The following is a 26,960-nucleotide window of genomic DNA, read 5'->3' as shown; positions in this document are numbered from 1 at the left end:
TGGGAGGTAAAATGGAAAGAATTTTGAAATTATATATGGATCAACTAAAACAACCTCATATGACATATAGAGAATATATGGAATTCGTACTTTATCACCCCACTTCAGGTTATTATAATCGAAATCAAGAAAAAATAGGTGTACGTGGTGATTTTTATACAAGTAGTAATATTAGTGACGTATTTGGTAGCGTTCTTGGAAGATGGTTTCTCCATTTGTTTGCAACATATGATATCCCATTACATATTATTGAAATTGGAGCTGGGACTGGTCGAATCACACATGCAGTATTGTCATACATACAAACACAAAATGAACAGTTATATAAACAATTACAATACACAGTGATTGAACGGAGTACATTTCATTTACAAAAGCAAAGAGAAATATTAGAAAATTATGATCATATTACTTACATGCATGACTTAGACAATTTAGATGAGTTAAAAGGAATTGTTTTTTCTAATGAATTATTCGATGCTTTCCCTGTTCATGTCATTGAACAAAAGGAAGGTATGATATACGAGGTTATGGTAGCGATGAATGAGAATGATTTAGTGGAACGATATGTCATACTTCAAAATAAAGAAATAGAAAAATATTTAGAAACATATCGAATCGAGCTTATAGAGGGACAAAGAATAGAGATTCCTCTTCCAATGATGCAATATTATCATACTTTATGTAACAAAATTACTCGTGGTATTCTTGTTACCATTGATTATGGCTATACGAACGAACAGTGGAAAGAGAGCATTCATCGGAAAGGGAGTTTAAGGGGTTATTATCAGCATCATTTGCTTGATAACGTTTTGCAAAAACCAGGTGAAATGGATATTACCACCCATATCCACTGGGATACTTTACAATCTAAAGGCAACAAGCATCAAATGCAAACAGTATCGTTTCAAGCGCAAACGGATTTTTTAGTAGCTTGTGGCATATTAGAAGATTTAAGGAATTCAATAAGTACGGATCCCTTTTCTCCTGAACATAAACGTAATCGAGCTATTCGATCATTGATTCAACCTGGGGAAATTAGTTCTCATTTCCAAGTGTTGATCCAGATGAAGCATTTAGAAATGGATAGGAATGCATTGTTTCCGATTTCAAAGGTATAAAAAAATAAAACTTCGGTTTCACTAATGACATTGTGAAAACCGAAGTTTTTGGATAATTGCGTTTAATGTCCAGCTGCGCCGGGTACCATCATGAAAGTAGTCCAATATGTAAAACCTGCGAAGAAGACTGTTAAATATGCTCCGAACACATATATATACATACGTTCAGAAAGTTTTAAATAACTTAATAAGACAAAAAATCCTGTTTGAGCCAAGAATAGTAACGAAGTTTGATACATATCCCCTAAATAAAACATGACAGCAAAAATCCCTGTCCAAAATCCAAGAACTCTGTACATGCGTTCCATTACAAATCCCTCCTTTTGTCCCTATTATCTCCATTCTATTCCAATTATAGTTTAAAAAGGAAGAGTCTGTAAAGGAATCTTTGTTACTAGTTTGTGACAAGAGCTTTGTAACTACAAGTGTCACAACCTGAAAGAATATTATCTTGCTCAATTAATTCGATATTATCAAAAAGAGCGCTAAACATACCTTTTAAGAAAGCATTGTGCATGCTGCAAACTACTTGTGTTTGATTAGTAGCTACTTCTTTAAATGGACAATTGTAAATTTGGAAGTGAATTTTAGTCTGATCGTCACTTACATGAAATTCTGGATATAGACCAGCTAGAGTAGCAGAATTTTTTAAAATAGTCATTTTATCTTCAAAAGATAATTCTGAACTATTATTGAAACTTAAAGCAGCTTGTGATTCTACCAATTCTTTACCGAAAGCTTTACCAGTTGTGAATAATGCTTCTTTACCTGGTTCACCAAGCGTCATCATCGTTTCGATTGCGATTTTTGACAGCAATTGATAATCGCGATAAGGGAAATGTAATTGAATCACTTCATCTGATAAGCTATATAATCTACTTGGTCTCCCCCCTTTACCTGTTTTCTTCGTTTCTGAGGTTAACATATTAATATCTTCTAATTTGGATAAGTGCAAACGTGCAACATTAGGGTGGATATTAAAAGTATCAGCTATCTCTTGAACCGTTACTTCTTGGTGTCTTTTATTAATATGTTGATAAATATAGTACCTTGTTGGATCACTCAATACATTTGTAATTTTTAATGTCTGTTCCATCCTATTCACCTCGGACTTATAGTTAATACCATTGTAATACAGTTATTGATGCTTTGGAATGTCTAATATGAACTAACTACTCGAAATTGGTAAAGTTCACAAAGATGATAGATAAAATACCTATTTTTGACACGAGTGACCATAATTTATAGTAAAAATGACAGGTATATGTATTCGAATTTAATATATCAATCGATTCAGATCGAGTGTCGACGAAATTCGTATAACAAATGAACTATTTTTTTGAAAACAAAGGAGGATTTTGGAAAATGTTAGCGAATTTAGTTACATGATAAAACATATTGGAGGTGATTATTTGCAATCCATTGAAACAATAGCTGATCATATTTTAAAGCGCGCGGTTCAGTTAGGAGCATCTGATATCCACATTATTCCTCGTAAGCAACAGCCTTTCATTCAATTTCGTGTTGAAAATCGTATCATTCCTTTCCAAGTATTAGACAAAGAATTTACTGATCGCATCATTTCTCATTTTAAATTTCTTGCGTGTATGGATATCGGCGAAAAAAGGCGCCCACAAAGTGGAGCTATGACGTATTCAACAAAAAATGAAACCATCGGTCTTCGAGTATCCTCGCTTCCTGCAGCAGGTTCTGAAACCTTAGTGATTAGACTACTCCCAAAACAAAGTATTTTACCCCTCGATCAATTATCGTTATTTCCTTCAACATCAAACAAAATTTTAGCACTTCTACAACACTCTCATGGACTAATGATATTTACTGGGCCCACTGGCTCTGGTAAGACGACAACTTTATACTCTTTACTCCATTATGCAAAGAGCTTTATTAATCGACATATTATTACGTTAGAAGATCCAATAGAGAATGTTTCAGAAGAAGTTCTTCAAGTGCAAATTAATGAAAAAGCAGGCATGTCTTATTCGATAGGGCTTAAAGCGGCACTTCGACATGACCCCGATATTATAATGGTTGGTGAGATTCGTGATGCTGAAACGGCAAAAATAGCTGTGCGTGCAGCTCTTACTGGTCACTTAATCTTGAGCACAATGCATACTAGAGATGCTGCTGGAGCCATTTATCGTTTAATGGAATTCGGTGTTAGTTTAACAGAAATTAAGCAAACATTAATTGCTGTTACAGCGCAACGGTTATTAGAATTAAAGTGTCCGATTTGCCATAATGAATGCTCACCATACTGTAATTTTTCAAAAAGAAAGAAAAGAGCTAGTGTTTATGAGCTTCTACATGGAAGAGAACTGTCGAAAGTGTTATATGAAGGTGTGAAAGGAGAGAATCATGAGCATTCATTTCGACTTCTTAAAGATGAAATTCAAAAAGCAGTGGCACTTGGATTTGTACGCGAAGAAGAATTTGGTAGATGGGTATATCAAGAATAGATATAGGCGGTGGAAACGAAGTGAACAAGCTATTTTTCTATTTCGATTAGGTGAATTATTAAGTTCTGGTTATCATTTATCTGAAGCACTACGTTTTATTGAATCACAAGAAGCTGCAAAAAGAAGAGTATATATAAATGAAGCGATTGTGCGCTTAAAGGATGGACAATCATTACATGAAGTACTTTTATTTTTAGGTTTTCACCCGCAGCTCTTACAATTCGTTTATTATGCAGAATACTATGGTGATCTCCCACACGCGTTAATGGAAGGCGGACAGTTTTGGAGTAAACGAACTGAGGATCGTGACAAGCTTCTGAAAATGTTAATTTATCCTTTACTTCTTCTCGTATTAATTATTGTAATTGCCTTTTTACTTCAAGGCGTTTTACTTCCTAAATTTCAATCCCTCTTTGAGAGTATGAACATCGCTCCCTCTTTTTTCTTACAAAGTATCATCTTTATATCGAACCTTTCCCAATTTACTCCTTATTTTCTCATAGGTATTGTCGTTGTATTAGTTACTATCAAAAAACTGTGGCTAAATAAGTTAAGTCATCTGAAAAGGAAAAAATATTACCTTAAAATCCCTTTAATAGGTGTTTATATTCGTTTATTTGATACGTATTATTTCACGTATCAGCTTAGCGGATTGTTGGCTGGTGGTTTATCAATCAATGATTCTATACAGTTATTTGTTAAGCATAATCACCAACCCTTCTTCCAAAAGCTTAGTGAAGTGATCTTTCAAGAATTGAATGAAGGAAGAACCTTGGAGAGCATCTTCGAAGAATTACCTTATTTTGAACGCTATGTTAGTGATGTTATGGCAAATGGTCAAAAAAATGGCAAGTTAGATCAAGAATTGTACCACTATAGCCGCATTTTACTTCAAACGATCGAGGATAAGATGATTACGGTTATAAAAATCATTCAACCATTATTATTCGCAACAGTAGGAAGTATTGTAGTGGCCATTTATTTATCTGTTTTATTGCCGATGTTTTCGATTATTGAAGGGTTATGAGGGATTTGGACGTATGCATAATTCAGGAGTGATGTTATGAATCAGAAGGGATTCACATTGATTGAAATGTTAATTGTTTTATTAGTTATTTCTATATTGTTAATTATTACAGTCCCAAATATAGTCCAGCATCAGAAATCGATAAGAAATAAAGGATGTGAGGCATTTGTTAAGATGGTACAAGCGCAAGTGCAATCATACCAAATTGATGAGAATCAATTACCGACAAGTTTAGATGAGTTAAAATCTAAAGGTTATATAGAAACAACTTCTTGTCCAAATGGTAAGAGTTTAAGTTATGGATCGGATGGCAAGGTGAGTGTGAGTGAATAGTCTTTGTAGCGTTTTACATGAAGAAAAAGGATATTCTCTTGTTGAAATGTTAGTTGTTCTTTCGATTTTTTTGCTGCTCATTTCAGCCTCTATTACTACCATGCCAAAGTATCAAGGTAAGAAAGAGTTAGAAAACTTCTTACAGCAGTTTTCTAAGGACTTTCATTTTGCTCAAATGTATGCAATTAATCACCAAGCTTCTGTTTCTTTCACAATAGATCTCGCAAATAAACGTTATTATGCAGCGGTTGGGGTTGATGAAGTATTGCTCTCAAAAAAAATACCAAAAAACATACAATTTGTTAAAGGGAGCTTAATTATGCGTGTATATTTTACGCCTATTGGGAATGTAAAGAATTTTGGAAGCTGGGGATTTGAATCTAGAAATATTCGATACAATTTCACTGTCCTAATAGGAAGAGGTAGGCATTATTATCGTGAATTCTAAAGGGTATATTCTTCTGGATGTGTTAGGAGCGCTAAGCATAGTTTTATTTGTATGTATAGCATTGTTACCATTATTGTTTAAGATGGAAAACGATCGACAAGACTTGCGGGAAGAATTAGAAGCTCACCATATATTGTATGAGAATTTACAACGTTATACCTTACAACAAGAAATAGCCTCAGTCACTATGATAAAAGTTCACTCTGGTTCATTTAGAATGACCATCCAACCCTTTGAAATAAACGGATTGTATGTGAAGGGGTGTGTTTCCTATCAAGATAGTCGAGAAGAGCAAATCTCAATTTGTGATGTTGTTAAAGCAAGAGCGGGGATTTACACTGATTGAAATGCTTTTGTCATTAGTAACCTTTATCATTATGGCGACTCTTCTTTTGCAAATTGTATTAGTTGTTCAACCAGTTAGACCAACATCTAAGGTGTTAAATCATATGGAATGGGAAATTTTTTTAAATAATTTGAAAAGAGAAGTGAGAAGAGGAGATAATACGACTGTATCAGAGAAAAGGATGTATATTAGCAATAGCAATTCGATAACTACAATTGAACAATATGGCATTATGTTACGACGGCGTGTTGATTTCTCTGGTCACGAAGTAATGTTGCACAATGTGAAGAATTTTACGGTAAGCAAAATAGACCAAATGATTACAGTTCATGTGACTGATACGAGTGATAATGATTATGAAGCCATCTTATTAACTTATAATGAGTAGGAGTGAATATAGACGAGAAAAAAAGAAGCAGGATACGTATTATTTCCCGCGCTGATTGTGTTAACGCTAATTATCATGTTAATAGTAGTGAGTGTCGAAGCATTTGTGACTGAAAAACGATTTAATAAAGAGGTATCGAGTAAATTAATGACCGATCATTTGCTGTTTCTAGCAAAGAATGATGCGAAAGATTATCTTCATACTGACTTGAAACAAGGAGAGGATGGCATTTTATATTATGAAAATGGTGATGTATATTTTCGTATCGAAATGAAAACAAAGGAAGAGATGAAGGTATTGTTNNGTTATATGCTTCTAGTCGGAAAGGTGGTAAAGCGGAAGCCGCCTATATATTTAAAATGAAAGAAGGAAAAGTAAGTAAATGGTTTGAAATATAAATCATGAAAACGTGTTTGAAAGTATTCATTTTGGACCACACTATTAAGGGTGGTAAATGATGAAAACAAATGATTTTATTAAATATTTAACACAGGAATTTGTAACGTATGTTGATCAGCCGAAGGAAGAAAGAAAACGGTATCGTTCTGTTGAGAAAAGCAGAAAGCGTAATTATTCTAAATCACTGTTTGGTTGGATTCCTTTCGCGCTGATGATGATGTTAAGACGAAATAAAAGATAAGCCATATCTCTAAAAAATGAGATATGGCTTTTTTTACAGCATAAAAAAGTATAAAAATTCATGAGTTGTGTAGTCGACTACCTGGCGTGTGCCTTCTTTTTCAATTGAAGTAAATCAAGATTAAAAGGATTGATATCGGTTTTTCTTATTTTAAAGAGCAAGATCACTTAAATAAAACATTCCTCCATTAATGACAGATATATTGATATTTGGTTCATATTGTTGCTTTAGAGCTTCTTTTTCTAGTTCATAGCTTTCATCTTTATCTTCTACATCTTCATAGAAATGTTCTAAAAGGCTGACGTCATCCTCCCATTTAGCTAAGGCTCTTTCAGCCCATGTGTGGTCTTCGTTTTGTAATTGTAATCTGATATAGCGGTCTAATCGAGCGACTCCACTTTTGGGCATAATGATTGGTGAGAGCGTGAAGGAAAAGTCCGGGATTTTCGGTGTTAATGAGTACTGCAACATCTTGTCATGAAAATTCTCGACTATTCTGCCTGATAATAAATGTAATCCTAATGAATATAAAACATCTTTCTTTCGATCTGAAACAAATGATACTTTAATATTAGCTGATAGCCATGGGTGCAATGGAGTCTGCACATTTGTTTGATTAAGATTGTTTTCATACAGTCTTATGTAGCTAGCTAATTTCTTTGTAGAATGGAATATCTGATGCAATCGAGGTGAACCAAAATGCATAATTTCACCCTTGATCGTTTCGGGAACAGTGTTTGGATCAGTTATTAAAGTGAGTGTTGCAGGGTTTGGTACACCTCCTGTTTTTTCGAGATAATGCCAATAAAATGGTCGATTCATCAATGCTTTATCTAATTCAATCGTTAATTTCACCGTTATATATGAAGTGGTATTGTCTATAATTTCTCCTCCATTCGCGGTGAAATATTTAATAAGGAAATTATGAATGTCACGTTGCCGCACGTTTTTCACGCTCCTTTAAGTCTTCTGCTAATGAAATCATTGAAGACAAGTTCTCCATTTTGATTTTCATCTCGCCTTCACTTCTTGAACCACCGATTATATCTTCTATATATTCTTCTAGATTATTGATTTCTAATTTTGTTAAAATATCATCCAATTCACCGACTACTTTTTCAAATAGTTGAATTTTTTCATAGAGTAAGTTTAAGATATGTTCTTCAACCGTATTTTTAATAGCAAAATTAAAGATTACGACATCCTTTTCTTGTCCTAAGCGATGTACACGACCAATTCGTTGCTCTAATCGCATAGGATTCCATGGTAAGTCAAAGTTAATAATCGTATTACAAAATTGGAGGTTGATTCCTTCGCCACCAGCTTCGGTTGCAATTAATACTTGGGCATGGTTTTGAAAAAGTTCTCTCATCCAATCTTTCTTACCACGCTTGAAACCTCCACGAAATGGTACTGATGAAATTTCATGCTGTTTTAAAAACCATTGCAGGTACATTTGAGTAGCGCGATATTCAGTAAAAATGATTACTTTATCGTCACAAGCTTTAATAATTTCTAATGCTTTTTCCGCCTTTGAGTTTTTTGTGACGGCATCGATTTTTTCACCGATGGCTTTGATTCTTTCTTTGATCATTTCATTAGGTGATTCTTGCTTCTTAATCATGTTTTGAATGGTGTAATAGACAGCTTCACGGCTGCTACATGCTTCACGTTGTAATGTTAAAGTAGAAAAGCTGCTCGCCGTATTCTCTGATAATCGATATTTAGATACAGTTTCATATAGTTCTTTTTCTTCTTGAGTTACATCGATAAACACCGTTTCAACTTTTCGTTTCGTCCATTCAATACCTGTATCGTGGCGACGGTTACGAATCATAACGGCGTTTACCAATTCTTTTAGATGTTCATCATCATTGATTTGTCTACCTTTACCTTTATAGGTTTTGGAGAAGATAGAGGCATTTCCTAAATGGCCAGGTTTTAATAAAGAAACTAAGTGAAATATTTCATCTACTTTATTTTGTATAGGAGTTGCCGTTAATAGTAAGCAAAATTTCTTTTTTAAGTTTTGTACAAACTCATAGTTTTTTGTTTGATTATTTTTTAATTTATGAGCTTCGTCCACGATGATTAAATCGTATTGTTGGTTATAAATAATATCTTTATGAGGTGCGCGCTTTGCCGTGTCAATAGAAGATACAATTACATCACAAGATTCCCAAACATAGCTCTTTCTTTGCACAACTGCAGGAATGAAAAACTTACTGTTTAGTTCGTATGCCCATTGAGAAACGAGCGAAGCAGGGACTAATATAAGTACTTTATTTACTAATCCACGAATCATATATTCTTTTAAAATTAATCCAGCTTCAATGGTCTTTCCGAGACCTACTTCGTCTGCTAGAATGGCTTTTCCATTCATGTTTTCTACCACTTGTTTAGCCACCTCTAATTGATGTGGTAATGGCTTCAAATGGTGAAGGTGCTTTGGTGCTTGTAAGCCTTCGAAATCAGGAATTTGTAAGCTTTGCTCAGCTTCAAGAGCAAGTTTGTATAGTTCCCAACTAGTCCAAGGCCCATCATCCTCTAAACGCTGTAATAATCCCTCTTCCCAAACAGGATTCCAATTTATATTAATCTTCATTAGTTGCACCTCCGAGAACAGTAAAATCCGAACATTATCATCATAAAATAAGGTTAATATTAGTTTTATTAGAAAACCCAACAAAATTATTGCAATAATTTTGTACTTAATGGTAGGATGATAATAAGAATTACGAATAACTAAGGTTTTTCTATGACTTTGAATATAGCTTTTGAAGCAGCTAGTTTTTTTATTATCTTAGTATGACCATTTTAATGATTAATATAAGCGGATGAAGATAAGGGGAGAGACTGTATCTATTGCAGCGCCGAAGGAGCAAGCATATTTTTGTGAATCTCTCAGGCAAAAAGACTCTTATTGGACGCATCTCTGGAGAGAGTTCAATCGAACCACCAACGGGGACAGCCTACTTTGTAGGTAAACTCTCAGGTAACCGGACAGAGACAGCTCATTATTAAAGGGGCTGCTCTGTCTTTTTTTGTGCTTTGATGGAGGAGAACGAAATAATAATGCGGCGTAGTTTGAATAAATAAAATCATGGTTGTTGTAGGAGGTTGCAAATGAGTGAATTGAAAAGAACACCATTATTTGATGTGTATGGTGAATATGGTGCGAAGACGATTGATTTTGGTGGTTGGGATCTTCCAGTGCAGTTTTCAAGTATTAAGTTAGAACATGAAGCTGTAAGAACGAAGGCAGGTTTGTTTGATGTATCTCATATGGGTGAAATCGAGGTAACTGGTAAGGATAGTTTGTTATTTTTACAAACGATGGTGACGAATGATGTGACGAAAATACATGCTGGGAAGGCACAATATTCTGCACTTTGCTATGAAAATGGTGGCACTGTCGATGATATTATTATTTACCAAAAAGGTGAAAATCACTATTGGTTAGTAGTTAATGCAGCTAATACTGAAAAGGATTTTGAGTGGTTACAACAACATGCTTCAAACTTTGATGTGAAGTTGGAAAATCAATCATTACAATACGCTCAATTAGCGCTTCAAGGACCATTAGCAGAAGAAGTACTGCAGCAAATTACTGAAAATACTGATTTGAATGAAATTAAGTTTTTTCAATTTAAAGAAGGCGTGAAAGTAAGTGGAGTTGATGCACTTGTATCGAGAACGGGATATACAGGCGAAGATGGATTTGAAATCTATTGTAATAGTAATGATGCAATCAAACTATGGAGAAAGATTTTAGAACATGATGATGTATTACCCATTGGATTAGGTGCTAGGGATTCTTTGCGCTTTGAAGCTGGTTTACCTTTATACGGACAAGAATTAACAGCGAATATTACCCCTATTGAGGCTGGAATTGGCTTTGCTGTTAATACGAATAAAGAAGTTCATTTCTTTGGAAAAGATGTGCTGTCACAGCAAAAAGCAGAGGGCGCACCTCGGAAATTAGTAGGAATTGAAATGATTGATCGAGGGATACCTCGTCATGGTTATCCTGTTTATATAGATGGACAATTAATTGGGGAAGTTACGACAGGTACACAATCACCAACCTTAAAGAAAAATATTGGCTATGCGCTTATCAAAAGAGAGCTTGCAGAATTGGACCGAATAGTTGAAGTTGAAATTCGTTCGAAAAAAATACAAGCAAGAATCATTAAATCACCTTTTTATAAACGACCAAAAAAACAGTAAGGGGATGGCTGAAATATGTTGAAGCATCGTTATTTGCCAATGACGGAGAATGATCAAAAAGAAATGCTTGAAGCAATCGGAATTTCAAAGATTGATGAGTTATTCGAGGATATTCCAGAGAAAGTGCGTTTTCAAGGGGAATATAAAATTAAAACGGCTAAATCTGAATCATCATTAACGAAAGAATTAAGTCAATTAGCAGCTAAGAATAAAGATACGAAGAGCTACACTTCCTTTTTAGGAGCTGGTGTATATGATCATTACTCACCAATTATTGTCGATCATGTGTTATCTCGATCTGAATTCTATACAGCGTATACACCTTATCAACCGGAAATTTCGCAAGGGGAGCTCCAAGCGATTTTTGAATTTCAAACGATGATTTGTGAATTAACGGGCATGGATGTAGCGAATTCTTCCATGTACGATGGAGGGACAGCACTTGCTGAAGCAGCAACACTAAGTTGTGGAGCGACTCGCCGCAAGAAAATCCTTATTTCTCAAGCGGTGCACCCAGAATATAAAGATGTTATTCGTTCATATGCAAAAGGCCAATACATTGAAGTGATTGAAATTCCATATAAAGATGGAGTTACAGATTTAGAGGCTTTGAAGGGTGAAATGAGTGACGAAGTAGCGGGTGTCATTGTTCAATATCCAAATTTCTTTGGTCGAATTGAAGACTTGGCTACAATTGAGAAAATGGCTCATGAAATTAAAAGCATGTTTATTGTTTCGAGCAACCCTCTTGCATTAGGAGTGTTAACGCCTCCAGGAAAATTTGGTGCTGATATCGTAACGGGTGATGCGCAAGTATTCGGTATTCCAGCTGCATTTGGTGGACCGCACTGTGGATATTTTGCTGTAACAAATAAATTGATGCGTAAAGTGCCTGGTCGTTTAGTTGGGCAAACAGTGGATGAGAATGGAGTGCGTGGTTTTGTGTTAACATTGCAAGCACGTGAACAACATATTCGCCGTGAGAAGGCAACATCTAATATATGTTCAAATCAAGCATTAAATGCATTAGCTGCCTCTGTCGCTATGACGGCTTTAGGTAAAAAAGGTGTTCGTGAAATGGCAACTCAAAATATTCAAAAAGCACATTATGCGAAGAAGGTATTGCAAGCGAAAGGAGTTGAAGTGGTATTTGAAGGTCCATCATTTAACGAGTTCGTTATCAAATTACCACAATCATTTGAAGCTTGTAATAAGCAACTTTTGGAGCGAGGAATTATTGGTGGTTATCATCTAGGAAAAACGTATCCTGAATTGAAAGATCATATGTTAGTTGCTGTAACAGAATTACGAACTAAAGAAGAAATTGACTTATTTGCACAAGAGGTGGGGGAGAGCCATGAGTAAGCAAGATCAACCTTTAATTTTTGAAATGAGCGTAAAAGATCGCATCGGATATAGTTTACCCGACATGGATATTGACGCTATTGATGTTTCCAAGTTACTTCCAGCTGGCTTTGTCAGAGAACAGGAAGCTGAACTACCTGAGGTTTCTGAGTTAGACATTATGCGACATTATACAGCGTTATCTAAGCGCAATCATGGAGTAGATTCAGGTTTCTATCCTCTTGGTTCTTGTACGATGAAATACAATCCGAAAATTAATGAAGCTGTAGCTCGCTATAATGGTTTTGCGCATATTCATCCATTACAAGATGAAAGTACAGTTCAAGGTGCTTTAGAACTAATGTATGATTTACAAGAGTCTTTGAAAGAAATTACAGGTATGGATGAAGTTACACTTCAACCAGCGGCTGGTGCTCATGGTGAATGGACAGGATTAATGATGATTCGTGCCTTTCATGAGCACAATGGTGATACTGAACGTACAAAAGTAATTGTTCCTGATTCAGCTCACGGTACAAACCCAGCTTCAGCTTCAGTAGCCGGTTTTGAAACGATTACAGTAAAATCCGATGAGCAAGGTTTAGTAGATTTAGAAGACTTAAAGCGTGTAGTTGGAAGAGATACAGCAGCTTTAATGTTGACGAATCCAAATACATTAGGGCTGTTTGAAGAAAATATACTAGAAATGGCTGAAATTGTTCATAACGCTGGTGGAAAGCTGTATTATGATGGAGCGAACTTAAACGCGGTATTATCAAAAGCTCGACCTGGAGATATGGGCTTTGATGTGGTGCATTTAAATCTGCATAAAACATTTACTGGCCCACACGGTGGTGGTGGACCAGGTTCGGGACCGGTAGGTGTGAAGAAAGACTTAATACCATTCTTGCCAGCTCCACAAGTTGTCAAGCGAGGTGAGGAGTATGTATTAGAATATGAACGTCCTCTTTCCATTGGCCGTGTGAAGCCTTTCTATGGTAATTTCGGTATTAATGTTAGAGCGTACACATATATTCGATCAATGGGTCCAGATGGTTTGAAAGCTGTTACAGAGTTTGCCGTATTAAATGCTAACTATATGATGAGAAAGCTAGCACCATATTATGATTTGCCATATGATCGTCATTGTAAGCATGAATTTGTATTGAGTGGAAGACGTCAGAAGAAATTAGGTGTTCGCACATTGGATATAGCGAAGCGCTTGCTAGATTTTGGGTATCATCCACCAACCACTTACTTCCCGTTAAATGTTGAGGAATGCATCATGATTGAACCAACAGAGACGGAAAGTAAAGAAACGCTAGATGGATTCATCAATACGATGATTCAAATCGCGAAAGAAGCGGAAGAAACACCAGAAATTGTTCAAGAAGCACCACACACAACAGTTATTAAACGTCTAGATGAAACAATGGCAGCACGTAAGCCTATTTTACGTTTTATAAAGCAGTAAATGATTATTAATAGATGGCCGTGTTAAATATTTTAATGTTGATTTGTAAATGAAAAATAGGGAGCTCCTTTATTGATGGAGTTCCCTATTTCTATCTAATCCCAATAGTTAAAGATAATCTCTCCAACGGTTTTGAGCTTCCAGAAAACAATTTCCTTTAATTCGGTACTATTTAACTCATTATTGTTTTGTATAATACTCTTCTTTGAACTGTTTATAAGAGTTACAGGATTGTTTAGCTCGCTCGTATTTAAAACCTTGTAAAAAGGATTAAACTGTTTATAAAGAATGGGTATATCTATGAATTCAATGTTTCCAAATTCAACTATAGAAGCAAAAGCAAGATTAGGATAATATTCATTAAGTAAGATATGAAATTGCTTATTAAAGAACTCAACATACACACTATAAAAATTCATTGGATATTCAGGCTCTTTAAATGCAATAATTTTCCCTCCGTTATGGATGGCAATAGTAATACATATTTGTTTAAATTGTTTCCCATTAACTTTTGTTTGGGGAGTGTCTACTGAATCGAAAAATCCAGTTACTCCATTTGGAAGTATCATCTTTTATTCACCACCAATTATATCTTCGACTATCGACAAATAAAAAACCAGTCAAAGTAATTGTTCGTTTGTTTTGTAGGTACACTATTTGAATCGGTCAATGCTTTGTTTCAGTTGAGGATGGAGACCGGAATTTAACCATCTGAATAAATCAATATGTGGAAAGTCAAAAAAACGTAAGGGATGTGTAAAAGTGATTAAAATCACTTTTACACATCCCTTTCTTGTACTATTAAAAGTAGAATTATTTTCTTTTAATTTTACCAGTCCATTGTTTAAAGCCTTTTTGTAGATGAAATAGCTCCCTATAGCCATTTTTATATAGCAATTGAGCAGCTCGTCCACTACGTAGACCACTTTGGCAGTATAAGTAAACAGGCTTGTCCGGACGAATTTCTTTTATTCGCGTTTTAAGCTGAGACATCGGAATGTTTCTCGCTCCTAGAATATGACCTGCTTCATATTCATTTGGTTCGCGTACGTCAATCAATTGTGCTTTACGATAGCCTTCAATAAATTCTTCTTGAGTTAACGTTTTTAAAATTCGACGTTGTGCCCACCACGTGTACACAGAATACACGATTACGGCAACTAAAAGTATAAGCAAGAAATACCACACAGTAAAAAAACTCCTCTCAAAACTAAAAAACAATCCAATCTTTAATTATTATAATATCCATATACCATAATATCAAAGGAATTTAACATAATCATGTAGGAAAAGCATTGTTTTTTAGTTGAAATGTTCAATTGTTTAATTTAGTATGTATATTGTTTGAAAAGATATTTGAAAGTTTGTTTGGTTGGTGGCAAATCCCGATACTAAACAATGTTAGGAATAAAATAAATTTATATAGAAGGTAGGCTTCACGATATGAACAAAGAAACGTGGGCATTTATTGATTCGGGCAATTGTTCGCCTAGCTATAATATGGCTATGGATGAAATGCTATTGAAATGGCATAGTGAAGGGGAAATACCACCAGTGATTCGCTTTTACGGTTGGAATCCAGCAACGCTTTCTATAGGCTACTTTCAAAAAGCTGAGAAAGAAATTGATTTACATAAGGTGAAAGAAGCGGGACTTGGTTTTGTGCGAAGGGCAACAGGTGGTCGTGCTGTGTTACATGAGCATGAGCTTACATACAGTGTAATTGTAAGCGAAGAGCATGAGCAAATGCCAAAAAATGTTACAGAAGCGTATCGAGTAATATCCGAAGGTATTTTAAAAGGGTTTTTAAATCTTGGTTTTGATGCATATTTTGCTGTTCCTAAAACGGAAGAAGATCGACAAAAATTAAAAGACCCTCGTTCAGCAATTTGCTTTGATGCTCCAAGCTGGTATGAACTAGTTGTTGAGGGGCGTAAGGTTGCAGGAAGTGCACAAACACGTCAAAAAGGTGTTATTTTACAACACGGCTCTATTTTGCTTGATTTAGATAGTGATAAATTGTTTGATTTATTTATTTTCCGAAACGAACGCTTGAAGGAAAGAATGTTCAAGAGCTTTCGAGATAAAGCGGTGGCTATCAACGAATTATCTGATCGAACAATTGGCATAGACGAAGCAAAAGTAGCCTTTAAAGAAGGTTTTGCGGAAGGACTTGAAGTTAATCTACAAGAATACCAATTATCTGAAGCTCAGCAAGAAGAAATTACAAAATTAGCTCAAGAAAAATATGAAAGTGATGCTTGGAATTTTTTGCGATAAACGGGTTCCGTTCATCGCTTTTTTATGTGTGATAATATTATTTTTCAATAGGAATGAACAGAAGATCTTGTATTTTTAAGGCTTCTTTTATTCGTGAAAAATGCAACTTCTGAAAAGGTGGGAAAAAAGATGAAAAATCGTATAAAATTCGTTTATTCTTCTTTTTTCTCTTTTATTTGAGCTTTTCTTAGTTTGACAAATTTATTATTTTGTTTTCTTGGACACAATATATAGATAGGTTGTGAAATTAAAACACAATATATTGAATAATATCTCTACATATGGTAAGTTAATGTTACTTTATAAAATCAACCTAACTAGGAAAAATATAAATGTAGTACGAATAAAGGAGAGATTGCTTATGTCTGTTGCGATTAAGCAAAGTAGCAAGAAAAGTATTGAAAGTCTAAACCAGGACATTAAATTGTTCCCGCAAGTTCATCCAATTACACCGGACATGAAAATCACGCATAAAGGCGTTTCACGTTTAGTTATGATTGATCGATATTCTTTTAAAGACACCGAGAAAATCACCTTATCAAATGGTGATTTTGTTGTGTTAACGATAAAAGAAGATCCTAAGTTTCCAGCTCGTGGCTTAGGACATATCGTAAGCATTGACTGGGAGAAGAAAAAAGCACAAGTATTGGTCGAAGATGAATTTCGTGGCTCTTTAGACAAACCAGAAGAAATTGAAACAGGCATTATTAATCGTTCTCTAGATATTATTGAGAAGCCCCTTGAAATTTTTTATGAACAAATTGCGAAAAGAAATGCGACAGGATTAGCTTCTGTTGAAACAACTGAAGAAAAGAAACAAGAATGGTTCGAGAAGTTCTATCAAGAGCTAGCTAACATGCACTTTGTACCAGCAGGAAGGGTATTATATGGTGCAGGATCACAAACAGATGTTACATATTTTAACTGTTATGTGATGCCATTCGTACCTGACTCTCGCGAAGGAATTTCAGATCACCGTAAGCAAGTAATGGAGATTATGAGTCGTGGTGGTGGTGTTGGAACGAACGGTTCAACATTACGCCCTCGCAACACACTTGCAAAAGGTGTAAATGGTAAATCTTCAGGTTCCGTTTCGTGGTTGGATGATATTGCAAAGCTTACACATCTTGTTGAGCAAGGTGGATCAAGACGTGGAGCACAAATGATCATGTTAGCGGATTGGCATCCTGACATTATTGAATTCATCATTTCTAAAATGCAAAACCCTCGTATTTTGCGTTTCTTGATGGAAAATACTAAAGACGAAAATATTAAAAAATATGCGAATGAGAAGCTTAAATTCGTTCCTTTAACTGAGTATGAAAGAGATATGTATCAAGGTATTCTTAATTATAAACAAATTCCTGGTCAAGGTGGTTTTACGGATCAAGTGATCAGTGAAGCGGAAGAAAAGCTTCAAACTGGTGGTCACTATAGCGTGCATAATCCAGAATTCCTTACAGGTGCTAATATCTCTGTCTGCTTGACGAAAGAATTTATGGAAGCTGTTGATCAAAATAAAGAGTATGAACTGCGCTTCCCACATGTTGAAAGTTATGATGAAGCTGAAATGAAAGAATATAATGAGGAATGGCATGAAGTAGGGGATGTCCGAGAGTGGGAAAAACGCGGACATAAAGTGCGAGTTTATCGTACAATCAAAGCGCAAGAGCTTTGGAACTTAATCAATATTTGTGCTACGTATTCGGCTGAGCCTGGTATTTTCTTTATAGATAATGCTAACGATATGACAAATGCAAAAGCATATGGTCAACAGGTGGTAGCTACGAATCCGTGTGGAGAACAACCACTTGCACCTTACTCTGTTTGTAACTTAGCAGCTATTAACTTAGCTCAAATGGCGGACAAAGAAAATAAAACAGTTAACTTTGAAAAGCTGAAACACACGGTTGAAGTAGGGATTCGTATGCAAGATAACGTAATCGATGCAACACCTTACTTCCTTGAAGAGAACAAGAAGCAAGCGCTTGGAGAACGTCGAGTTGGATTAGGCGTTATGGGACTACATGATTTACTTATTTATTGTGAATCTGAATATGGAACAGAAGAATCAAATAAACTTGTTGAACAAGTATTTGAAACGATTGCAACGACAGCTTATAAAGCATCTGTTGAATTAAGTAAAGAGAAAGGCAGCTTCCCGTTCTTACAAGGGAAAACAGAAGCTGAAACAAAACAACTTCGTTCGAATTTTGTACAAACGGGCTTTATGAGAAAAATGCCACAAGAAATCAAAGATGATATTCTACAATATGGTATTCGTAATTCACATTTATTAACGGTTGCTCCAACAGGAAGTACGGGTACGATGGTAGGTGTATCTACAGGACTTGAACCTTACTTCTCATTTACTTATTTTAGAAGTGGTCGTTTAGGTAAATTTATTGAAGTGAAAGCCGATATCGTGCAAGAATATTTAGATCGTCATCCAGAAGCGGATCCTAACAATTTACCGAGCTGGTTTATCTCAGCGATGGAATTAACCACTGAGGCACATGCTGATGTACAATGTATCATTCAACGCTGGATTGATAGTTCAATTTCTAAAACGGTAAATGCACCTAAAGGCTATACGGTAGAACAAGTAGAAAAAGTGTATGAGCGTCTATATAAAGGTGGTGCTAAAGGTGGCACTGTATATGTAGATGGTAGTCGTGATTCACAAGTATTGACGTTAAAAGCGGAAGAAAATCAATTTGAACAACAAGAACTACTTTTAGAAGAAGAGAAGAAAGTCGTACTAGTTGATACAATTAATGAACTTCGCTCTACTAAAGTTACGATTGGATCTGAGGTAGGCAATACATGTCCTGTTTGCCGAAAAGGTGAAGTACAGGAAATGGGCGGATGTAATACTTGTACGAATTGTGGTGCACAGTTGAAATGCGGTTTATAAGTAAATAAATTAAAGAGGGTAATCTGATGCTTTATTTTCAGGTTACCCTCTTATTTATGAGTTCCAAAATTTTTGCTGTGATTTTTGTGGATTTCAGTGAAAAATAATAAGGTCTAATTGAAATTTACAAAGAAGCTTGGTGACTACATTGAAACCTTTTATACCACAGTTAGTTTATATTGAACCACAAGCATTAGATTATCCTCTTGGGCGTGAGTTGAAAGAAAAATTCGAAAAAATGAATATAGAAATAAAAGAAACGACATCGCATAACCAAATAAGAAATTTACCTGGTGAGAATGATTTACAAAAATATCGAGTTGCTAAATCTACCCTTGTAGTAGGCGTTCGTCGCACGCTTAAATTTGATACATCAAAGCCTTCAGCAGAATATGCCATTCCTTTAGCGACAGGATGTATGGGGCATTGTCATTATTGCTACTTACAAACGACACTTGGAAGTAAGCCATATATTCGCACATACGTAAATATAGATGAGATTTTTGAACAAGCTGAGAAGTATATAGAGGAAAGAAAACCTGAAATTACACGCTTTGAAGCGGCGTGTACATCAGATATTGTTGGGATTGACCATTTAACACACTCCTTAAAGAAAGCTATTGAATTTTTTGGGAAAACAGAGTTAGGAAGACTGCGGTTTGTCACAAAGTTTCATCATGTTGATCATTTATTAGATGCTAAGCACAATGGTCATACACGTTTTCGTTTTAGCGTTAATTCACGGTATGTGATAAAAAATTTTGAACCTGGTACTTCTAGTTTCGATCACCGATTGGAAGCAGCAAAGAAAGTGGCTAATGCTGGATATCCTCTAGGTTTTATTGTTGCGCCAATTTACATGCATGACAATTGGCAAGAAGGATACTTTGAATTGTTTGAAAGGTTAGCTGAGGCATTGAAGGATGATAGGATTCCAGACTTATCATTTGAGCTCATTCAACATCGTTTCACAAAGCCTGCAAAAAAGATGATTGAAAAGCATTATCCGAAAACAAAGCTTGAATTGGATGAATCAAAGCGAAAGTATAAATGGGGTAGATATGGAATAGGTAAGTATGTTTACCCTACAGATGAAGCTCATGATTTAGAAGCAACCATCTCAAGCTATATTCATCATTTCTTCCCAAATGCTCAAATTGCTTATTTTACGTAAATGAAAATAATAAACGAGAACCATGAAAATCAGTAAATAACCAGTAATAATCTCATTCCTTCCTGCTTAAAGATGTATAAAGGCCGGAGACAGGAGGGAACAGCGATGAACATTGATGGTGTGTTTTCCGGAGGAGGCATGAAAGGTTATGCTTTAGTAGGAGCATATCAAGTTCTTGAGGAGAAAGGATTTACGTTCCAAAGAACGGCTGGTACAAGTGCTGGATCGATTATTGCTGCTTTTATAATAGCTGGTTATACAGGTGATGAAATAGAAAATATAATGATGGAAATGGATACAACAATATTATTGGATGAACGCATTGGTGGAAATATACCTTTTGCAAAGTGGTTGTTACTTTATTGGAAATTAGGGCTATATAAAGGTGATAAGTTAGAAGAATGGATCGCGGAGAAGTTAGCTGTGAAAGGGATTTATACTTTTGGGGATCTTCCTGTGAATACATTTCGTATTATTGCTTCTGACGTAACGAATGGCGTAATTATGGTTTTACCAGATGATCTAAATAAATATAATATTGATATCGCCACATTTCCGATTGCAAAAGCAGTTCGAATGAGCTGTAGTATTCCTTATTTCTTCGAGCCTGTAAGGATTAATAATAAAAAACCTTATACGTATATTGTGGATGGTGGAGTATTAAGTAATTTTCCAATGTGGCTGTTTGATAAGGAAAATGTAATGAAGACACGACCGGTTATTGGTGTGAAATTAAGTGATAACAAAGATGAGTTGCCACCAAGAAAGATTGACAATGCGATTGAAATGTTTGGTGCTTTGTTTGAAACGATGAAAGATGCTCATGATAATCGCTACATTTCAAGAAAACATGAGAAGAATATTATTTTTATCCCTACGAAGAATGTTTCTGCCACAGAGTTTGATTTGTCTGCGAAAAAGAAACAGGAGTTAATCCAACTTGGCCGTATGTCTGCGCAAGTTTTTTTGCGAAATTGGGCTTATTAACTGAATTTAAGACAAAAAAATCAGGCAGTGCTATGCCCGATTTTTCTTTTTGCCTTTTTTACCATCAATTACTGTTAGCTGAACATCTGATTTCTTACGAAGCTTTGGTTTTCTTTTCGAATGATTGAAAGAATAGGTAACTATATTAGAATCTTTTGTTTTAGCTGCTTTACGTTGTTGCTGATTTTTTTGAGATTGTTTAGCGGCTCTCTTATATGCTTTATGGCTAGTTGATTGGGTAGTTGATGCGCCTGTGAATTTCATGACAACTAAAATGATAATCGTTGTTACCACGGCAAATATTAGGAACCATCTAAGTGTACCGATTGGGTCACCAAATAATTTACTACCTAATCCTATTAACGCAAGCAAAATAAAACCTGTAACAACATAATAACTTGGACGTTTCATTAAGGCCACCTCCTTAAAAACATAAGAAAGAAGTATTGTTGGAGAATATAATGTGCAACTAATATATTATCTTAGAAAGCAGTAAATTTAGAAAAAAGTTCTCTTATTTCTACATTGTATGCTTTATTTGATAAAAAGCTGATATATTTTGTTTTACACTATACTTTCCTTTTGTAAACCTGTTTTATCTTCATTTTCTAATTCTAATAAACGATTGAAAGAATGAATGGCTACTTCTACCTGATCGTCGGTTGGTTTGTTAGTTGTTAACAATTGTAGCCAAAGTCCTGGATATCCTAAGAATCGTAAAATAGGAATATCGCGTACTTTATTTGTAATTTGTAACACTTCAAATGCAATTCCTAAAACGACAGGAATGAGTGCAATTCGATTTAGAACACGAACCCATAATGGATCGGTAGGAACAAGCATATAAACAAAGATCCCAACGATAATTGTAAACAAGATGAAACTACTTCCACATCGATAGTGAAGTCTAGACTGCGATTGTACGTTTTCAACAGTAAGCTCTAAATTATTTTCATATGCGTTTATTACTTTATGCTCTGCACCATGATATTGGAAAACCCTTTTTATTAATGGTGTTAGTGAAACGATGTAAATATACAAAAGTAATAGAATTAATTTAAAGACACTCTCTATTATTATTTGCCCAAAATCTGAAGAAAATACAGGTCTTGTCAATTCTGCAAGAAAAACAGGTACAAGAGTAAAGACAAATTTACCAAATAAGAAGGAAAGAACACCGATAGCTGCCACGCTTAAGAACATGCCAACCTTATATGAAGTTTTTTCTTCTTCAATCACTTCTTCTTGTTCTTCGGCTGGGTCGACATCAAATTTTTCTGTTGAGAAATTTAAATGTTTAGAGCCATTTGCACTTGCATCAATTATTGCTGCAATCCCTCTAAGAAATGGAATTTTCTTAACCGAAGTGAGAAAACGGTTCGGTGTTCGCGGAACATGAAAGTATTCAATTGAACCGTCTTTTCTTCTAATAGCAGTAACGGTATTTTTTTTACCTCCGAACATGACGCCTTCCACAACCGCCTGTCCGCCGTATACGGGTTTTTCTGACATTTCTACACCAACCTATGTTGTTTTATTTCACATTTAGCTATTACTTTGTTGTTTGCTATAGTGATCACTCATGCTCTTTAATTACGTTGAATAATCATGTGAGCTTAGTAAGCTGTTGGGCCTCTACATATATTCTACAAAAAAAATGAAGATGACTCCAGATAAATAGAAGCAACGAGAAAAAAATTTCGTTATTATTTTTCAGAGAAAAAATTTCCTGAGAATAGGACATACTAAATGTGGAGGTGTGTTAATGATGGAAAATGAACTACAAAATGGTAAGAAAAGCGATGCTGATTTAGATCAAAATCAACAAGAAAAGCAACTTTCTCAAACGGCAAACGTTGCTTTAACTGGGTTTATTGGTGGGTTATTTTGGAGTGCTTTAGGGCAGTTAGCATATTATTTTCATTTTACAGATATTGGTCCTAAAGTGATTTTTATGGGGTGGGTTTCTGACAAATGGGCTAAAGGTTTTTTAGGTACAGTTATAGCTCTTCTTCTTTATGGGCTTGTTTCAATACTTGTTGCTTTTTTATATTATGCTTTTTTACGCAAAGTGCGTAGTCTTTCTGCGACTATTTTATTTGGTGTTGCAATTTGGGCGATTGCACATTTTGTCTTTGTACCATTCTCCCCTGGTATGAAAGCGATAACAGATATGGATTTAAATACACTTGTAACAACGCTTTGCTTATATATTTTATATGGTGTATTTATTGGAGTAAGCGTTTCTTTCGATTACAGTGAAAGACTTCGTCAGGAAGAATTGGGGCAACTAGAGCAAGATGTTCAACCGTAACTCTGTTCATTCTTTTTCCAATCTACACAAAGTACTGTGACATCGGATAGAATATGATAAAATATTCTTACTGATTGAAAAAATTATAGGTTGGTATACTTAAAAATGAATGGATAGGAGCGGACTTGGACTATGGATAAATTACAAAGACTACGTGCTTCATTTGATCAATTACATATTGATGGCATGCTCATCACTAACCCTTATAACAGACGTTATATGACAGGATTTACAGGGACAGCAGGAGTCGCTTTGATTTCTAAAGCAAAAGCGTTGTTCATTACGGATTTCCGTTATATTGAGCAAGCTACGAGCCAATGTCCTGATTTTGAGATTGTAAAACATACGAAAGCTATTCATGAAGAAGTGGCGTATCAAGCAAAGCAGCTAGGCATTACGAAGCTAGGGTTTGAACAAGATGTCTTAACATACTCTTCATATGTAACATATGATAGAGCTTGTGAAGGAGAATTTGTACCGGTTTCTGGTGTAGTTGAGAAATTACGCTTGATAAAGACAAACTCAGAGATTAAGATATTAAAGGAAGCTGCGAAGATTGCAGATGCAGCTTTTCAACATATTATCGGATACATCCGTCCTGGCCTTACAGAACTGGAAGTTTCCAATGAATTAGAGTTCTTTATGAGAAAACAAGGAGCTACTTCTTCTTCATTCGATACAATCGTAGCTTCTGGCTACCGCTCAGCGCTTCCGCATGGTGTGGCTAGTGATAAAGTTATTGAAGTTGGAGATTTCGTAACGCTTGATTATGGAGCATATTACAATGGCTATGTATCTGATATCACTCGAACAGTAGCGGTAGGAAAACCTAGCGATGAATTAAAAAATATTTATAATATTGTTTTAGAAGCTCAATTACGAGGAATGGCTGGTATTAAACCAGGCATGACAGGTAAGGATGCAGATGCGTTAACACGTAACTTTATCGAGGAAAAAGGGTTTGGTCCTAACTTTGGTCACTCTACTGGACATGGTATTGGACTTGAAGTTCATGAAGGTCCAGGATTATCGATGAAGAGTGACATCGTTTTAGAGCCAGGAATGGCTGTTACGGTCGAACCTGGCATTTATGTTCCAGGTCTCGGTGGAGTTCGTATTGAAGATGATACGATTATAACGAATGAGGGAAATGAATCTCTAACACATTCAACGAAAGAACTTATCATTTTGTGATTTTTGGGAGGAAAAAAAATGATTTCTGTTAATGATTTTAAAACAGGATTAACAATTGAAGTAGATAATGCGATTTGGCAAGTTATTGACTTCCAACATGTTAAACCAGGTAAAGGTGCGGCGTTTGTTCGTTCTAAATTACGTAACCTACGTACTGGTGCAATCCAAGAAAAAACTTTCCGTGCTGGTGAAAAAGTTGCTAAAGCACGTATTGAAAACCGCAAAATGCAGTACTTATATGCAAGTGGTGATCAACACGTATTCATGGATAATGAAAGCTACGATCAAATCGAATTATCTGAAACTCAAATTGAGCGTGAATTAAAATTCTTAAAAGAAAACATGGAAGTATACATCATGATGTTCGGTACTGAAACAATCGGTGTTGAGCTTCCTAATACTGTAACGTTAGAAGTTACAGAAACTGAGCCTGGTATTAAAGGTGACACAGCTTCGGGTGGTACTAAACCTGCAACTGTTGAAACGGGTCTTATCGTTCAAGTACCATTCTTTGTTAACGAAGGGGATAAATTAATTATCAACACAACAGATGGTTCTTACGTATCTCGTGGATAATTAAAAATGAAAGAAGAGAGTGTTCAATTACTGAACGCTCTCTTTTTGTTATTACAAAGGAAAATATTCATACTTTTTTACTCCAGCACTCTGTTCTTAGTATCCTGCTTCCATCTCTCACATTTAAATTACTCCAAATAATTCTCCAAAAAGTTTATACCAAAAGTCATAAAGTGTACGAGCAACCCATACATTGTAATGGAATGATGCATTAGTCGAGAGGAGGCTTGTATGCAAACCGTATTATCGTTTCTTCCCAAAAAAATAGCACTTTTCTTTCAAGATATGCCTCCTAGTAAGTGGAATAACATTGAAGAAATACGTATTCGAATAAGGAGACCAGTAGAAATATCTTTAAAATCCACATATGAATTGTTACCTATCATCGTGACAGAAGAGGATGCTTCTCAACTTCTGAATAATATTACGAACTTCTCAATGTATACGATGGAGGAAGAGTTAAAGCGTGGATATATTACCATTCAAGGTGGACATCGAGTAGGGCTTGCTGGGAAAGTCATACTTGATGGAGGGAATGTTAAAGCAATCATTCACATTTCTTCCTTTAATATTCGAATTGCAAAAGAACAAGTAGGATGTGCAGAACATCTTATTCCTTATTTATATAGCAATGGTTGGCAGAATACAATGATTATCGGACCACCTCAAACCGGTAAAACAACACTTTTGCGAGATATCGCGCGAATTATATCTTCAGGAATACATGAACATAGAATCCCTGCTATGAAAGTGGGCGTGGTGGATGAGCGTTCCGAAATTTCCGGATGTGTAAACGGTGTACCACAACTACAGTTTGGCCCACGGATAGACGTTCTTGACGCCTGTCCAAAAGCAGAGGGAATGATGATGCTTATTCGATCCATGTCACCACAGGTCATTATTGCCGACGAGATTGGTAGAAGCGAAGATAGTGGTGCTGTTTTGGAAGCAATTAATGCAGGCATAAACCTAGTTATTACGGTTCATGGATTTTCTTATGAAGATGTTATAAGACGCCCTAACATACAAGAAATAATAAACTTACATGTATTTAAAAGATTTGTTGTATTAAGTAGAGATGAAATACATGATTTCTGTTATTCAATAATTGATGAAACTGGACAAAAGCTATTGAAGGAAAGAGGCGTAAAGCAATGGTAAAGCTCATTGGTGCCGCACTGATTTTAATAGCTTCTACATGGATTGGCTTCGAAATTTCCCGTCATTTAAGTCAACGCCCAAAACAATTAAGACTTTTTCGAACTGCACTTCAAGCTTTAGAAGCGGAGATTATGTATGGTCACGCACCTTTACAAGAAGCGGCCGTTCGTCTATCAAAGAGTTTACCAAAACCTATTAATATATTTTTCAGAACATTCGCAAAGCAATTGCAGCTTCAAGATACGAATGTAAAAACAGCTTGGGACACTAGTTTGGAAGAAACAAAAAAAGTATTGGCATTAAAACAAAATGAAATAGAGATTCTTCTGCAATTCGGCGAAACGCTAGGGCGGCATGATCGTTACCAACAGCAAAAGCAGATTGCGCTTACGATGACTCATTTAGAAAGGGAAGAGAGTGAAGCACTACAAGTTCAAAGTAAATACGAAAAAATGGTGAAAAGTCTAGGTTTCTTAACAGGTTTATTACTCATCATTTTACTAGTTTAACCAACATGTAGGAGGATACC

General features: G+C 35.5%; 28 protein-coding genes and 2 riboswitches. Of the genes, 20 read left to right on the top strand and 8 right to left on the bottom strand.

Annotated elements, in window-relative coordinates; all coding sequences use genetic code 11:
• Positions 1 to 11: 11 nt before the first annotated feature.
• Positions 12 to 1,121 carry a class I SAM-dependent methyltransferase gene (locus tag V7014_RS00765; protein ID WP_335502907.1) on the top strand — a complete coding sequence of 370 codons (1,110 nt, stop codon included), beginning with the start codon at positions 12 to 14 and terminating at the stop codon, positions 1,119 to 1,121.
• 62 nt (positions 1,122 to 1,183) lie between these two features.
• On the opposite strand, the gene V7014_RS00760 is transcribed toward V7014_RS00765, so the two are convergent.
• On the bottom strand, positions 1,184 to 1,429 hold the full coding sequence (locus V7014_RS00760) for a DUF2626 domain-containing protein (RefSeq protein WP_335502904.1): 246 nt from the start codon (positions 1,427 to 1,429) through the stop codon (positions 1,184 to 1,186).
• Positions 1,430 to 1,515: 86 nt separating this feature from the next.
• On the bottom strand, positions 1,516 to 2,217 hold the full coding sequence (locus V7014_RS00755) for a helix-turn-helix transcriptional regulator (RefSeq protein ID WP_335502900.1): 702 nt from the start codon (positions 2,215 to 2,217) through the stop codon (positions 1,516 to 1,518).
• Between the two features lie 316 nt (positions 2,218 to 2,533).
• On the opposite strand from V7014_RS00755, the gene comGA reads away from it, so the two are divergent.
• The 7 genes from comGA to V7014_RS00720 all read left to right on the top strand — a co-directional run bounded on the left by comGA (position 2,534) and on the right by V7014_RS00720 (position 6,780).
• Positions 2,534 to 3,598, top strand: coding sequence for a competence type IV pilus ATPase ComGA (gene comGA, locus V7014_RS00750; RefSeq protein ID WP_335502898.1), 1,065 nt, complete (start codon positions 2,534 to 2,536; stop codon positions 3,596 to 3,598).
• Positions 3,498 to 4,625: a competence type IV pilus assembly protein ComGB gene (gene comGB, locus V7014_RS00745; protein ID WP_335502896.1), complete on the top strand. Its 1,128-nt coding sequence runs from the start codon at positions 3,498 to 3,500 to the stop codon at positions 4,623 to 4,625. Before comGA ends, comGB begins: the two co-directional genes overlap by 101 nt.
• A gap of 36 nt (positions 4,626 to 4,661) precedes the next feature.
• A complete protein-coding gene (comGC, locus tag V7014_RS00740) occupies positions 4,662 to 4,958 on the top strand; it encodes a competence type IV pilus major pilin ComGC (RefSeq protein WP_335502894.1) in 297 nt (98 codons plus the stop codon).
• A complete protein-coding gene (gene comGD / locus V7014_RS00735; protein WP_335502892.1) occupies positions 4,951 to 5,406 on the top strand; it encodes a competence type IV pilus minor pilin ComGD in 456 nt (151 codons plus the stop codon). The genes comGC and comGD overlap by 8 nt, the downstream gene beginning before the upstream one ends.
• On the top strand, positions 5,396 to 5,752 hold the full coding sequence (gene comGE / locus V7014_RS00730; RefSeq protein ID WP_335502889.1) for a competence type IV pilus minor pilin ComGE: 357 nt from the start codon (positions 5,396 to 5,398) through the stop codon (positions 5,750 to 5,752). The genes comGD and comGE overlap by 11 nt, the downstream gene beginning before the upstream one ends.
• A complete protein-coding gene (gene comGF / locus V7014_RS00725; protein ID WP_335502886.1) occupies positions 5,715 to 6,140 on the top strand; it encodes a competence type IV pilus minor pilin ComGF in 426 nt (141 codons plus the stop codon). The genes comGE and comGF overlap by 38 nt, the downstream gene beginning before the upstream one ends.
• A gap of 457 nt (positions 6,141 to 6,597) precedes the next feature.
• The gene (locus V7014_RS00720; RefSeq protein ID WP_335502884.1) at positions 6,598 to 6,780 is read left to right on the top strand and encodes a YqzE family protein; all 183 of its coding nucleotides are present in this window, start codon (positions 6,598 to 6,600) and stop codon (positions 6,778 to 6,780) included.
• A 150-nt stretch (positions 6,781 to 6,930) separates the two neighbouring features.
• Here the strand turns inward: V7014_RS00720 and V7014_RS00715 are convergent, their stop codons facing one another.
• Both V7014_RS00715 and V7014_RS00710 read right to left on the bottom strand, forming a co-directional pair.
• Positions 6,931 to 7,725, bottom strand: coding sequence for a YqhG family protein (locus tag V7014_RS00715; protein WP_335502881.1), 795 nt, complete (start codon positions 7,723 to 7,725; stop codon positions 6,931 to 6,933).
• Positions 7,712 to 9,385: a DEAD/DEAH box helicase gene (locus V7014_RS00710; protein WP_335502878.1), complete on the bottom strand. Its 1,674-nt coding sequence runs from the start codon at positions 9,383 to 9,385 to the stop codon at positions 7,712 to 7,714. Before V7014_RS00710 ends, V7014_RS00715 begins: the two co-directional genes overlap by 14 nt.
• Before the next feature lie 232 nt (positions 9,386 to 9,617).
• Positions 9,618 to 9,710, top strand: a riboswitch (glycine riboswitch).
• Between the two features lie 2 nt (positions 9,711 to 9,712).
• A riboswitch (glycine riboswitch) is annotated at positions 9,713 to 9,790 on the top strand.
• A 116-nt stretch (positions 9,791 to 9,906) separates the two neighbouring features.
• Here V7014_RS00710 and gcvT point away from each other — a divergent pair.
• From gcvT to gcvPB, 3 genes are read left to right on the top strand one after another with little or no spacing between them, the layout of a single operon-like run.
• A complete protein-coding gene (gcvT, locus tag V7014_RS00705) occupies positions 9,907 to 11,010 on the top strand; it encodes a glycine cleavage system aminomethyltransferase GcvT (RefSeq protein ID WP_335502876.1) in 1,104 nt (367 codons plus the stop codon).
• A gap of 18 nt (positions 11,011 to 11,028) precedes the next feature.
• The gene (gcvPA, locus tag V7014_RS00700; protein ID WP_335502977.1) at positions 11,029 to 12,375 is read left to right on the top strand and encodes an aminomethyl-transferring glycine dehydrogenase subunit GcvPA; all 1,347 of its coding nucleotides are present in this window, start codon (positions 11,029 to 11,031) and stop codon (positions 12,373 to 12,375) included.
• Positions 12,368 to 13,828 carry an aminomethyl-transferring glycine dehydrogenase subunit GcvPB gene (gene gcvPB / locus V7014_RS00695; RefSeq protein WP_335502874.1) on the top strand — a complete coding sequence of 487 codons (1,461 nt, stop codon included), beginning with the start codon at positions 12,368 to 12,370 and terminating at the stop codon, positions 13,826 to 13,828. Before gcvPA ends, gcvPB begins: the two co-directional genes overlap by 8 nt.
• Before the next feature lie 95 nt (positions 13,829 to 13,923).
• On the opposite strand, the gene V7014_RS00690 is transcribed toward gcvPB, so the two are convergent.
• Together V7014_RS00690 and V7014_RS00685 are read right to left on the bottom strand one after the other, a co-directional pair.
• Entirely contained in the window at positions 13,924 to 14,397 is a 474-nt protein-coding gene (locus V7014_RS00690; RefSeq protein ID WP_335502870.1) for a hypothetical protein, read from the bottom strand.
• Between the two features lie 244 nt (positions 14,398 to 14,641).
• Positions 14,642 to 15,016 (bottom strand): rhodanese-like domain-containing protein, encoded by a 375-nt coding sequence (locus V7014_RS00685; RefSeq protein WP_335502867.1) that lies wholly within the window; start codon positions 15,014 to 15,016, stop codon positions 14,642 to 14,644.
• A 255-nt stretch (positions 15,017 to 15,271) separates the two neighbouring features.
• Between V7014_RS00685 and V7014_RS00680 the strand changes: the two genes are divergently transcribed.
• The 4 genes from V7014_RS00680 to V7014_RS00665 all read left to right on the top strand — a co-directional run bounded on the left by V7014_RS00680 (position 15,272) and on the right by V7014_RS00665 (position 21,186).
• A complete protein-coding gene (locus V7014_RS00680) occupies positions 15,272 to 16,108 on the top strand; it encodes a lipoate--protein ligase family protein (protein ID WP_335502864.1) in 837 nt (278 codons plus the stop codon).
• Between the two features lie 361 nt (positions 16,109 to 16,469).
• A complete protein-coding gene (locus tag V7014_RS00675) occupies positions 16,470 to 19,025 on the top strand; it encodes a vitamin B12-dependent ribonucleotide reductase (protein ID WP_335502861.1) in 2,556 nt (851 codons plus the stop codon).
• A 148-nt stretch (positions 19,026 to 19,173) separates the two neighbouring features.
• Complete coding sequence (gene splB / locus V7014_RS00670; RefSeq protein WP_335502858.1) at positions 19,174 to 20,199, top strand: spore photoproduct lyase; 1,026 nt, start codon at positions 19,174 to 19,176, stop codon at positions 20,197 to 20,199.
• A gap of 105 nt (positions 20,200 to 20,304) precedes the next feature.
• Positions 20,305 to 21,186, top strand: coding sequence for a patatin-like phospholipase family protein (locus V7014_RS00665; protein ID WP_335502854.1), 882 nt, complete (start codon positions 20,305 to 20,307; stop codon positions 21,184 to 21,186).
• 30 nt (positions 21,187 to 21,216) lie between these two features.
• On the opposite strand, the gene V7014_RS00660 is transcribed toward V7014_RS00665, so the two are convergent.
• Positions 21,217 to 21,597 carry an SA1362 family protein gene (locus tag V7014_RS00660; RefSeq protein WP_335502852.1) on the bottom strand — a complete coding sequence of 127 codons (381 nt, stop codon included), beginning with the start codon at positions 21,595 to 21,597 and terminating at the stop codon, positions 21,217 to 21,219.
• 153 nt (positions 21,598 to 21,750) lie between these two features.
• Positions 21,751 to 22,698: a DUF1385 domain-containing protein gene (locus V7014_RS00655; protein ID WP_335502849.1), complete on the bottom strand. Its 948-nt coding sequence runs from the start codon at positions 22,696 to 22,698 to the stop codon at positions 21,751 to 21,753.
• 253 nt (positions 22,699 to 22,951) lie between these two features.
• On the opposite strand from V7014_RS00655, the gene V7014_RS00650 reads away from it, so the two are divergent.
• The 5 genes from V7014_RS00650 to spoIIIAB all read left to right on the top strand — a co-directional run bounded on the left by V7014_RS00650 (position 22,952) and on the right by spoIIIAB (position 26,940).
• Positions 22,952 to 23,500, top strand: a complete 549-nt coding sequence (locus V7014_RS00650) for a YqhR family membrane protein (protein ID WP_335502846.1) — start codon at positions 22,952 to 22,954, stop codon at positions 23,498 to 23,500.
• Positions 23,501 to 23,632: 132 nt separating this feature from the next.
• The gene (locus tag V7014_RS00645) at positions 23,633 to 24,694 is read left to right on the top strand and encodes a M24 family metallopeptidase (protein ID WP_335502843.1); all 1,062 of its coding nucleotides are present in this window, start codon (positions 23,633 to 23,635) and stop codon (positions 24,692 to 24,694) included.
• Between the two features lie 18 nt (positions 24,695 to 24,712).
• On the top strand, positions 24,713 to 25,270 hold the full coding sequence (gene efp, locus V7014_RS00640) for an elongation factor P (RefSeq protein WP_335502840.1): 558 nt from the start codon (positions 24,713 to 24,715) through the stop codon (positions 25,268 to 25,270).
• Positions 25,271 to 25,501: 231 nt separating this feature from the next.
• Positions 25,502 to 26,431 carry a stage III sporulation protein AA gene (spoIIIAA, locus tag V7014_RS00635; RefSeq protein ID WP_335502837.1) on the top strand — a complete coding sequence of 310 codons (930 nt, stop codon included), beginning with the start codon at positions 25,502 to 25,504 and terminating at the stop codon, positions 26,429 to 26,431.
• The gene (gene spoIIIAB, locus V7014_RS00630) at positions 26,425 to 26,940 is read left to right on the top strand and encodes a stage III sporulation protein SpoIIIAB (RefSeq protein ID WP_335502834.1); all 516 of its coding nucleotides are present in this window, start codon (positions 26,425 to 26,427) and stop codon (positions 26,938 to 26,940) included. Before spoIIIAA ends, spoIIIAB begins: the two co-directional genes overlap by 7 nt.
• Positions 26,941 to 26,960 lie beyond the last annotated feature (20 nt).

Origin of the sequence: Bacillus sp. JJ722 (genome assembly GCF_036963345.1) — a bacterium.
Taxonomy (GTDB): Bacteria; Bacillota; Bacilli; order Bacillales; family DSM-1321; genus Bacillus_AD.
The sequence above is the reverse complement of the archived record's forward strand: the minus strand, read 5'-3'. Positions and strand labels throughout refer to the sequence as shown.

What these genes read in the sequence shown, in the direction of transcription:
- V7014_RS00650 (WP_335502846.1), top strand. Translation starts at nt 22,952, where the DNA reads ATGATGGAAAATGAACTACAAAATGGTAAGAAAAGCGATGCTGATTTA.
- V7014_RS00710 (WP_335502878.1), bottom strand. Translation starts at nt 9,385, where the DNA reads ATGAAGATTAATATAAATTGGAATCCTGTTTGGGAAGAGGGATTATTA.
- gcvPB (WP_335502874.1), top strand. Translation starts at nt 12,368, where the DNA reads ATGAGTAAGCAAGATCAACCTTTAATTTTTGAAATGAGCGTAAAAGAT.
- V7014_RS00765 (WP_335502907.1), top strand. Translation starts at nt 12, where the DNA reads ATGGAAAGAATTTTGAAATTATATATGGATCAACTAAAACAACCTCAT.
- V7014_RS00720 (WP_335502884.1), top strand. Translation starts at nt 6,598, where the DNA reads ATGAAAACAAATGATTTTATTAAATATTTAACACAGGAATTTGTAACG.
- V7014_RS00690 (WP_335502870.1), bottom strand. Translation starts at nt 14,397, where the DNA reads ATGATACTTCCAAATGGAGTAACTGGATTTTTCGATTCAGTAGACACT.
- spoIIIAA (WP_335502837.1), top strand. Translation starts at nt 25,502, where the DNA reads ATGCAAACCGTATTATCGTTTCTTCCCAAAAAAATAGCACTTTTCTTT.
- V7014_RS00665 (WP_335502854.1), top strand. Translation starts at nt 20,305, where the DNA reads ATGAACATTGATGGTGTGTTTTCCGGAGGAGGCATGAAAGGTTATGCT.
- efp (WP_335502840.1), top strand. Translation starts at nt 24,713, where the DNA reads ATGATTTCTGTTAATGATTTTAAAACAGGATTAACAATTGAAGTAGAT.
- V7014_RS00755 (WP_335502900.1), bottom strand. Translation starts at nt 2,217, where the DNA reads ATGGAACAGACATTAAAAATTACAAATGTATTGAGTGATCCAACAAGG.
- comGB (WP_335502896.1), top strand. Translation starts at nt 3,498, where the DNA reads ATGAGCATTCATTTCGACTTCTTAAAGATGAAATTCAAAAAGCAGTGG.
- V7014_RS00760 (WP_335502904.1), bottom strand. Translation starts at nt 1,429, where the DNA reads ATGGAACGCATGTACAGAGTTCTTGGATTTTGGACAGGGATTTTTGCT.
- V7014_RS00655 (WP_335502849.1), bottom strand. Translation starts at nt 22,698, where the DNA reads ATGTCAGAAAAACCCGTATACGGCGGACAGGCGGTTGTGGAAGGCGTC.
- gcvT (WP_335502876.1), top strand. Translation starts at nt 9,907, where the DNA reads ATGAGTGAATTGAAAAGAACACCATTATTTGATGTGTATGGTGAATAT.
- spoIIIAB (WP_335502834.1), top strand. Translation starts at nt 26,425, where the DNA reads ATGGTAAAGCTCATTGGTGCCGCACTGATTTTAATAGCTTCTACATGG.
- comGC (WP_335502894.1), top strand. Translation starts at nt 4,662, where the DNA reads ATGAATCAGAAGGGATTCACATTGATTGAAATGTTAATTGTTTTATTA.
- V7014_RS00645 (WP_335502843.1), top strand. Translation starts at nt 23,633, where the DNA reads ATGGATAAATTACAAAGACTACGTGCTTCATTTGATCAATTACATATT.
- V7014_RS00660 (WP_335502852.1), bottom strand. Translation starts at nt 21,597, where the DNA reads ATGAAACGTCCAAGTTATTATGTTGTTACAGGTTTTATTTTGCTTGCG.
- V7014_RS00675 (WP_335502861.1), top strand. Translation starts at nt 16,470, where the DNA reads ATGTCTGTTGCGATTAAGCAAAGTAGCAAGAAAAGTATTGAAAGTCTA.
- comGF (WP_335502886.1), top strand. Translation starts at nt 5,715, where the DNA reads ATGTTGTTAAAGCAAGAGCGGGGATTTACACTGATTGAAATGCTTTTG.
- V7014_RS00680 (WP_335502864.1), top strand. Translation starts at nt 15,272, where the DNA reads ATGAACAAAGAAACGTGGGCATTTATTGATTCGGGCAATTGTTCGCCT.